Below are 9,027 nucleotides of genomic sequence, written 5' to 3'. Positions count from 1 at the left end.
CTTTCCACCAACTTCAGAAGTTGCATCAGGAATTTCGTGATACGGGTCCGGTAGCGAAAGAGTTGCGCGATGAAATCTGGAATCGTTTTAAAGCTGCATCCACTGCTGTCAACCGCCGTCATCAGCAACACTTTGAATCCTTGAAGGAAGCGGAACAGCATAATCTGGACCAGAAGACCGTTATCTGCGAAATCGTGGAAGCGATAGAGTACAACGAACTGAAAACATTCTCGGCTTGGGAAAACAAGACTCAGGAAGTTATTGCCTTACAGAACAAATGGAAGACCATCGGTTTTGCTCCGCAAAAAATGAATGTGAAAATCTTCGAGCGTTTCCGCCATGCCTGCGATGATTTCTTCAAGAAAAAAGGAGAATTCTTCAAGAGCCTGAAAGAAGGAATGAACGAAAATCTGGAAAAGAAGAAAGCACTCTGCGAAAAAGCGGAAGCTCTGAAAGACAGCACTGACTGGAAAGCAACCGCCGATGCACTGACCAAACTCCAAAAAGAATGGAAAACCATCGGTCCGGTATCCAAGAAACATTCGGATGCTGTCTGGAAACGTTTCATCTCGGCTTGCGACTATTTCTTTGAACAAAAGAACAAAGCTACTTCTTCCCAACGCTCTGTTGAAATAGAGAATATGGAGAAAAAGAAGGTGTTGATTGAAAAATTATCCGCTATTGATGAAAATATGGATACCGAAGAAGCCAGCACACTCGTACGTGATTTAATGAAAGAGTGGAACTCTATCGGTCATGTACCATTCAAAGAGAAAGATAAACTGTACAAGCAATATCATGACATAATCGATCAACTCTTTGACCGTTTCAATATCAGCGCTTCCAACAAGAAGTTGAGTAGCTTCCGCTCGAATATCAGCAATATACAAGGCAGCGGTTCTCAATCTCTGTACAGAGAGCGTGAAAAACTGATGCGTGCTTATGAGAATATGAAGAATGAACTTCAGACTTATGAAAACAATCTGGGCTTCCTTACTTCTACTTCCAAGAAAGGAAGCAGCCTGCTTACAGAATTGAACCGCAAGGTGGATAAGTTGAAAGCGGATCTGGAACTGGTATTGCAGAAAATCAAGGTGATTGATGAGTCTATAAAGGCAGAAGAGTAATCTTTCTGTTCACTTCAATAACAAAGACAGGTTTTATCGTCTCTACATGAGTGATAAAACCTGTCTTTGTTATTTGTACCATTAATACTTCAATTCAATTATACATCCTTAAATGCGGTTTAAAATAATAAAACCCGCTAAAATTGCATTTTTAGCGGGTTTTTGTCATTAAAAAGCTGGTGATTTGTTGGGCTACCTGGATTCGAACCAGGAATGACAGGACCAGAATCTGTAGTGTTACCATTACACCATAGCCCAATGCTTTTCGTTTGCGGGTGCAAAGATACAAATAATTTGGGAAATCAAAACATTTCTGCTATTTTTTTTGCTAAAATCCTAAAATTAGCTTTTTATTGGCAAGTATCTCCACTAAAAAACACAAAAATTGGGGTATAACTTTCTTGTATCCAATAAATCAGCGTATATTTGTCAAAAATATCACGTTTATAATCAGAAACAAAGGGTTGCCTTTTTTTGTTATAAACAAATAGAGAACATAAATTATTAATCTCAATTACAGGAATGAACGATACTAAAGTATTAATTGAAAAAATAAAAGAAGGAATTCAAGAGAAAAAAGGTAAAAACATAATTATTGCCGATTTAACCAGTATAGAAGATACCATCTGTAAATATTTCGTTATCTGCCAGGGAAACTCTCCCAGCCAAGTAAGCGCCATTGTAGATTCAATCAGAGAATTTACACGCAAAGGTGCTGACAGCAAACCTTTTGCGGTTGACGGACTTCGGAATGCAGAATGGGTAGCGATGGACTATTCTGATGTATTGGTACATGTCTTTTTACCGGAAACAAGAAGTTTCTACAACCTTGAGCATCTTTGGGCAGATGCCAAACTTACTCAAATCCCCGATCTAGACTAATTTATGACTATGGACAATAATAGTAATAATAACAATAGCAACAAACCTAACAATAAGGTTAATTTGCCGAAGTTCAATCTGAACTGGATGTATATGATTATTGCCCTGATGCTTCTCGGCCTCTGGTGGGGCAGTGATTCAAAGGGTGCTGGAAGCAAAGCTGTTACTTACAGCGAGTTTCAGGATTACGTTAAAAAAGGGTATATCAGCAAAGTATTGGGTTATGAAGATAAGTCAATCGAAGCATACCTGAAGCCAACTGCCGTAGGTGCTGTGTTTGGCGCAGACTCTACGAAGGTAGGACGCAACCCTATCATTACAAGTAGAACTCCGTCCACCGATAAACTGGAAGAATTTCTGCAGGCAGAAAAAGAAGCCGGCAATTTTGACGGTACATCGGATTATCCACCTAAATCGGATCTATTCCCTGCTATCTTGATTCAGATACTTCCGCTTGTTCTGCTGGTTGCTTTATGGATATTCTTTATGCGACGCATGAGCGGTGGTGGCAGCGGCGGTCCCGGTGGTGTTTTCAATGTAGGAAAATCCAAAGCGCAGCTTTTTGAAAAAGGCGGCTCTATCAAAATTACTTTCAAGGATGTAGCAGGCCTGGCAGAAGCCAAACAAGAAGTGGAAGAAATTGTAGAATTCTTGAAAGAACCTCAAAAATATACAGACTTGGGTGGTAAAATACCTAAGGGCGCATTATTGGTAGGCCCTCCGGGAACCGGTAAGACACTGCTTGCCAAGGCTGTTGCCGGTGAAGCGAATGTGCCATTCTTCTCTTTAGCAGGTTCCGATTTTGTGGAAATGTTTGTAGGCGTAGGTGCATCCCGCGTCCGCGACTTGTTCAAGCAAGCAAAGGAAAAAGCTCCTTGCATTGTCTTTATTGACGAAATTGATGCTGTAGGACGTGCACGTGGCAAAAACCCTGCAATGGGTGGAAATGACGAACGCGAAAACACATTGAACCAACTGCTGACAGAAATGGACGGTTTCGGTTCTAATAGTGGCGTTATCATTCTTGCCGCTACCAACCGTGTGGATGTATTGGATAAGGCATTGCTCCGTGCCGGACGTTTCGACCGTCAGATACACGTAGACTTACCCGACCTGAACGAACGTAAAGAAGTATTCGGCGTACATTTACGCCCGATTAAGATAGACGATACCGTAGACGTGGATTTACTGGCACGTCAGACTCCGGGATTCTCCGGTGCGGATATTGCCAATGTCTGCAACGAAGCGGCATTGATTGCAGCCCGTCACGGCAAGAAGTTCGTAGGCAAACAGGATTTTCTGGATGCTGTAGACCGTATCATTGGTGGTTTGGAAAAGAAAACCAAGATTACGACCGAGGCCGAAAGACGCTCCATCGCTTTGCATGAGGCAGGCCACGCCTCTATCTCATGGCTATTGGAATATGCTAATCCATTAATAAAAGTAACAATCGTTCCTCGCGGACGTGCATTGGGTGCTGCCTGGTATCTGCCGGAAGAGCGTCAGATTACTACTAAAGAGCAAATGCTTGACGAAATGTGCGCAACTCTTGGTGGACGTGCAGCCGAAGATTTATTCATAGGCCGTATCTCAACAGGAGCTATGAATGACTTGGAAAGAGTTACCAAACAGGCCTATGGCATGATTGCTTATTTAGGCATGAGCGACAAGTTGCCGAACTTGTGTTACTATAATAATGAAGAATATTCTTTCAACCGTCCATACAGCGAAAAGACTGCCGAACTAATTGACGAAGAGGTCAAGAAGATGATAAACGAACAGTATGAACGTGCCAAGAAAATTCTATCCGAACATAAAGAAGGACACAACGAACTGACGCAGTTACTGATTGACAAAGAAGTAATCTTTGCGGAAGACGTCGAACGTATCTTCGGAAAACGTCCATGGGCATCTCGTTCGGAAGAAATCATGGCTGCTAAAGAAAGCCAGGATGCAGCAAAAGCAGAAAGACAACTTGCTGAAAAGCTGAAAAAAGAAGAACAAGAAATAAAAGAAGAGGAAGCTGAAAATACCGCTGAAGAAAAAGCTGTTACGGGAACGAAGGTGACTGCAGAAGGAACGAAAGTGACCGTAGAAAGAAATACGGCTACGAAAACAGAAACCAACGAGGAAAAGTAAGCTATCCAAAATCCAACTAATTTAAACACGCTGATTTTGATTAACAATTTTATAAAACGAGCTATTACGGGTGTACTCTTCGTTGCCATCTTGGTGGGGTGCATCCTTTACGATTCATTCAGCTTTGGTATTCTATTCACTATTATCAGTGCGCTGACTATTTATGAGTTCGGGCAGTTGGTGAATATGCGGGCGGAAGGAGTCAAGATAAACAAGACGATTACAATGCTGGGCGGAGCCTATTTATTCCTTGCAATAATGGGCTTCTGCATTGACGCAGCCGATTCGAAGATTTTTATCCCGTATGTACTTTTGCTACTCTATATGATGATCAGCGAATTGTACTTAAAAAAGGAGAATCCGGTACTCAACTGGGCTTATTCCATGCTCAGTCAACTTTATATCGGTTTACCTTTTGCTATGCTGAATGTATTGGCATTTCATAACGATCCGGAGTATAGCAGCGTGAGCTATAATCCGATTTTACCATTGTCCATCTTTATATTCCTTTGGTTGAATGACACAGGCGCATATTGCATCGGGTCACTTATCGGCAAACACCGGTTGTTTGAACGTATTTCACCTAAGAAATCCTGGGAAGGTTCTATTGGCGGCGGAGTAGTAGCTATTGGAGTTTCTTTTATACTCGCCCACTATTTTCCGTTTATGTCCATATCGGAATGGGCCGGACTCGCATTAGTAGTCGTTATATTCGGTACATGGGGAGACTTGACGGAATCATTATTCAAGCGTCAACTGCACGTTAAGGATTCAGGGAATATCCTTCCGGGACACGGCGGAATGCTTGATCGGTTCGACAGTGCTCTAATGGCTATCCCGGCAGCAGTAGTTTACTTGTATGCCCTGACTTGGTTTTAAACAGGTTTTACTTCCAGAAAAACAGAGTCGCCACAAAATAGTAAAGGTCGGGATGCTTCCGGAGAAGCTCCCGACCTTTTTTACACACAGTAAATCATAGTTAGAGGTTATCGGATTGAAGAAGTAGAATGTACATCCTTCGCTTTCTCCGGTACACCCACCGGATGGTCAAAGTCAAGTACGATAACTCTTCCTTCTCCATTTTCTTTTGAGTTTATTGCAACCTTAAAACCTTTCATCGGAGTTTCCCCCTCTTTCTCTGTCGGATAGAAATCAGCCAGATTATAAGAAACTCGTCCCCATCCCCAATAACCGGTCTTGTCATCATACGTATTATAACGCAGTTCCAAATGCACATAACCGTCTTCTGCTACCTTGAATGGTGTCGGTTCTTCTGTATCTATCAAGTTTTGCACAAGACTGATACGGTGTTTTTCCGAACGAGGTATATCCTGACGGAAGATAATATTCAAGAACTTTCCTCCCAACCACATATCACCCTCATAAATCACGATAGGATCGTTTCCAAATTCTTCGGATTCTTCTATCGTTTTCATCTCTTCCACTTCTTTCGTCAGCACATCCTGAATCCCCTCCATTTTCACCTGGACACCATTTTTCACATCATATAAAGGATTGAAGAATGCCACTACACGTTCGCCGTCTACCGGCCTGTACCAAGGAATAGAAGTACTGACCGGATCAATAATCCCCCAACGGTCACCCTCCAGATAATAACTACCGCCACCAGTTGTACGAACCGTTGCCCAGTCCCAGCTAAAATCTCCGATAGAATAGCCGTCATTATCATCACACGACTGCAACATTGGCACTAACGCCAATAATAAAACACCTAAAAGCCACTTAATTTTTTTCATATCTGTTCCTTTCTTATTTTAACCTTCTGTACTATAAATAAAAAAGCCGTGCATTTACTGCATCGGCTTTACGTTTATTCAGAAAAAGAAAGCTATTTTTTCAACAGGCGCAGCATTTCACGTGCCGCATGACGGGGAGCACCGGCAGGTCCCAACCGTTCTGCCATATACTCGTATTCTTTAAGCATTTGACTTCTATACTTCTCATTTTCAAGTATATTCTTCAATTCATATTGCATATTCTTCACGGTCATCGTGTCGGCCACCAACTCTTTCACAACTTCGCGGTCGGCAATCAGATTGACCAACGAGATAAACCTCACCGTCAGAATATGACGTCTCAAAAACGAAATAACCTTTCCGATTGGCGTATGATAACAAACCACTTGTGGAACACGGAACAAAGCCGTCTCAAGAGTAGCTGTACCCGAAGTAACCAAAGCAGCATCCGCATGCTGCAAAAGGCGATATGTCTGTCCGAAAATGATTTTCACTTTCGTATCACCCATGTATTGCTTGTAATATTCGGGAGCAATGGAAGGAGCACCCGCCAGGACAAGCTGATAGTCAGGAAAAGCGGAAGCAGCTTTTAACATATCCGGCAGATTATCCTTTATTTCCTGTTTACGGCTTCCCGCCAAAAGAGCAATTATCGGTTTATCCTCCAGTTGGTTTTCTCCAACAAACGTTGCAAAGTTTTTCGGATGTGCTTCCTGATAGGCAGTGACCTCATCTACCGTAGGGTTTCCCACATAATGAATAGGAAACTGATGCTTCCCTTCGAAAAACTCCACTTCAAAGGGAAGAATGGAGAAAAGCTCGTTCACATCGCGTTTTATATTCTTAATGCGATATTCTTTCCAAGCCCATATTTTGGGAGAAATATAATAATAAACCGGAATCTGAGTCTTGGCGTGCACAAACTTGGCAATATCGAGGTTGAATCCCGGATAATCCACCAAGATGACCACATCAGGATTCCAGGAAACAATATCCTCCTTACAACGCTTCATGTTTGCAAAGATGGTGCGCAGATGAAGCAGTACAGGAATAAATCCCATATAGGCTAATTCCTTATAATGTTTCACCATCGTTCCACCGACAGCAGCCATCAAATCCCCCCCGAAGAAGCGGAAATCGGCTTGAGGGTCTTCCTCTTTCAAAGCAGACATCAGATGTGAAGCGTGTAAATCGCCGGATGCTTCGCCAACAATCAGATAATACTTCATTTATTAAACCATTTATTAAGTTCGTCCATAAAGCCATAAGCCGTCAAATCAACGGTAGTTGGAGTGACAGCGACATAACCGTTAGCCAGTGCCCAATGATCATTCTTCTCATTTTCGGGTTCATGGTCGGTAAATTCACCTGTCAGCCAAAAATAATTAGAATCAGTCAAACGGGGGCAAGCAGCCCATTCGTTGATCCAACGTCCCTTTGCCTGTTCGCAGACTTTCACTCCTTTTATATCGGCAGTATCCGGAAAATTCACATTAAGACAAGTCAAAGGAGGAAGCCCTTTTTCCAATACCATCGCAGCGATATTGCGGATATAAGGACCGGCAGCATCAAAGTCAGCATCCGGTTCATGGTTACACAAAGAGAAGCCGATGGAAGGGATTCCATTCACACAACCTTCAATTACCACCCCCATCGTACCGGAATAATGCACATTTGTAGCCGAATTATCTCCGTGATTAATCCCACCGACCACCAAATCCGGCGTCCGGTCAAGCACGGTGTTTCGTGCCAACTTGATACAATCGGTCGGTGTTCCCGAACATTTATACACAGTCAGCCCTACTTCTTTCTTGACAAGTTGATAATGAACAGGCTGAGTCACCGTCAGCGCGCAGCCACTTCCCGAGCGCGGAGAATCGGGAGCCATTACAACGATTTCCCCCAAGGGGCGAAGAAACTTCACCAGTTCATTTATACCTTTAGCCATTACGCCATCGTCATTCGAAACGAGTATCAACGGCTTTTCATTTTCCATACATTCAATCCTTTCCTTTTAATATTTGCACAAAAGTAGCAAAAAGAAGCCGTACCGCCAAACCCTCTTTCCTTCAGATGAAAAAGTATCTTTCCGTCCCCATTCTCACCCGTTTACAAATCTTAATCTTCTGCAAGCGAGCAAAAAAAAGAAATAGATATCCAATATAAATATGTATATTTGCAAGCTCAGAAAGAGAATAGTAGATGAAGAACCCGACAGAGTTTGGTAACCGTTTCGTCCGACAGTTATTAACAAAACAGGTGACTTATCAACAGAAATTGCAAAGTTTCTCTTTTTTCGTAGGCGCTCTAAGGATTTATCACTTATTTCGCTGCCAATAAATTTAGAGAATATGGGAAAAATTATTGCTTTGGCCAATCAAAAAGGCGGTGTAGGAAAGACAACGACTACGATTAACCTCGCAGCTTCGCTCGCTACACTCGAAAAAAAGGTACTCGTGATAGATGCCGACCCGCAAGCTAATGCCTCTTCCGGACTGGGAGTAGACATCAAGCAGTCGGAGTGCACTATCTATGAATGTATTATTGATAGAGCCAACGTACAGGACGCTATCCTCGACACGGAAATTGATTCTTTAAAAGTAATCTCTTCGCACATCAATCTTGTAGGAGCAGAGATTGAAATGCTGAACCTCCCAAACCGCGAAAAGATTCTGAAAGAAGTACTCACCCCTTTGAAGAAAGAATATGACTATATATTGATAGACTGTTCGCCTTCATTGGGACTTATCACTATTAATGCCCTGACAGCAGCCGATTCTGTGATTATCCCCGTACAAGCCGAGTATTTTGCTCTTGAGGGTATCAGCAAACTGCTGAACACCATCAAAATCATCAAATCAAAACTGAATCCGGCCTTAGAAATCGAAGGTTTCCTGCTCACGATGTACGATTCACGTCTTCGTCAGGCGAACCAAATCTACGATGAAGTGAAACGTCATTTTCAGGAATTGGTGTTCAACACTGTTGTGCAACGGAATGTCAAACTGAGCGAGGCTCCCAGCTACGGTATCCCAACCATCCTTTACGATGCGGACTCTACCGGCGCCAAGAATCACCTGGCTCTTGCTAAAGAGATTATCAACCGAAATAAATAAAAGAAG

8 protein-coding genes and 1 tRNA gene are annotated in these 9,027 nt (G+C 42.6%); 5 read left to right on the top strand and 4 right to left on the bottom strand.

The window, feature by feature from the left end:
• Positions 1 to 1,127, top strand: a 1,127-nt coding sequence (locus RDN93_RS11385) for a DUF349 domain-containing protein (protein ID WP_308745642.1), incomplete at its 5' end; no start/stop codon positions are given.
• A 187-nt stretch (positions 1,128 to 1,314) separates the two neighbouring features.
• Here RDN93_RS11385 and RDN93_RS11380 read toward each other — a convergent pair.
• Positions 1,315 to 1,385, bottom strand: a tRNA-Gln gene (locus tag RDN93_RS11380).
• A 264-nt stretch (positions 1,386 to 1,649) separates the two neighbouring features.
• On the opposite strand from RDN93_RS11380, the gene rsfS reads away from it, so the two are divergent.
• From rsfS to RDN93_RS11365, 3 genes are read left to right on the top strand one after another with little or no spacing between them, the layout of a single operon-like run.
• Positions 1,650 to 2,009: a ribosome silencing factor gene (gene rsfS / locus RDN93_RS11375; RefSeq protein ID WP_308745641.1), complete on the top strand. Its 360-nt coding sequence runs from the start codon at positions 1,650 to 1,652 to the stop codon at positions 2,007 to 2,009.
• Positions 2,010 to 2,012: 3 nt separating this feature from the next.
• Complete coding sequence (gene ftsH / locus RDN93_RS11370; RefSeq protein ID WP_374047400.1) at positions 2,013 to 4,148, top strand: ATP-dependent zinc metalloprotease FtsH; 2,136 nt, start codon at positions 2,013 to 2,015, stop codon at positions 4,146 to 4,148.
• 36 nt (positions 4,149 to 4,184) lie between these two features.
• Positions 4,185 to 5,027, top strand: coding sequence for a phosphatidate cytidylyltransferase (locus RDN93_RS11365; RefSeq protein WP_308745640.1), 843 nt, complete (start codon positions 4,185 to 4,187; stop codon positions 5,025 to 5,027).
• Positions 5,028 to 5,134: 107 nt separating this feature from the next.
• Here RDN93_RS11365 and RDN93_RS11360 read toward each other — a convergent pair whose 3' ends face one another.
• The 3 genes from RDN93_RS11360 to surE form a co-directional block, all read right to left on the bottom strand.
• Complete coding sequence (locus RDN93_RS11360) at positions 5,135 to 5,905, bottom strand: NigD-like protein (RefSeq protein WP_308745639.1); 771 nt, start codon at positions 5,903 to 5,905, stop codon at positions 5,135 to 5,137.
• Between the two features lie 92 nt (positions 5,906 to 5,997).
• Complete coding sequence (lpxB, locus tag RDN93_RS11355) at positions 5,998 to 7,134, bottom strand: lipid-A-disaccharide synthase (RefSeq protein ID WP_308745638.1); 1,137 nt, start codon at positions 7,132 to 7,134, stop codon at positions 5,998 to 6,000.
• Positions 7,131 to 7,901, bottom strand: coding sequence for a 5'/3'-nucleotidase SurE (gene surE / locus RDN93_RS11350; protein ID WP_308745637.1), 771 nt, complete (start codon positions 7,899 to 7,901; stop codon positions 7,131 to 7,133). The genes lpxB and surE overlap by 4 nt, the downstream gene beginning before the upstream one ends.
• 355 nt (positions 7,902 to 8,256) lie before the next feature.
• On the opposite strand from surE, the gene RDN93_RS11345 reads away from it, so the two are divergent.
• On the top strand, positions 8,257 to 9,021 hold the full coding sequence (locus RDN93_RS11345) for a ParA family protein (protein ID WP_022138067.1): 765 nt from the start codon (positions 8,257 to 8,259) through the stop codon (positions 9,019 to 9,021).
• Positions 9,022 to 9,027 lie beyond the last annotated feature (6 nt).

The organism is uncultured Bacteroides sp., assembly GCF_902491285.1.
Classification (GTDB): Bacteria; Bacteroidota; Bacteroidia; order Bacteroidales; family Bacteroidaceae; genus Bacteroides.
Note: the sequence above shows the minus strand (reverse complement) of the source record. Positions and strands in the feature narration are given on the sequence as shown.

Coding starts and splice junctions, on each gene's coding strand:
- rsfS (WP_308745641.1), top strand. CDS start 1,650: ATGAACGATACTAAAGTATTAATTGAAAAAATAAAAGAAGGAATTCAA.
- ftsH (WP_374047400.1), top strand. CDS start 2,013: ATGACTATGGACAATAATAGTAATAATAACAATAGCAACAAACCTAAC.
- RDN93_RS11360 (WP_308745639.1), bottom strand. CDS start 5,905: ATGAAAAAAATTAAGTGGCTTTTAGGTGTTTTATTATTGGCGTTAGTG.
- lpxB (WP_308745638.1), bottom strand. CDS start 7,134: ATGAAGTATTATCTGATTGTTGGCGAAGCATCCGGCGATTTACACGCT.
- surE (WP_308745637.1), bottom strand. CDS start 7,901: ATGGAAAATGAAAAGCCGTTGATACTCGTTTCGAATGACGATGGCGTA.
- RDN93_RS11345 (WP_022138067.1), top strand. CDS start 8,257: ATGGGAAAAATTATTGCTTTGGCCAATCAAAAAGGCGGTGTAGGAAAG.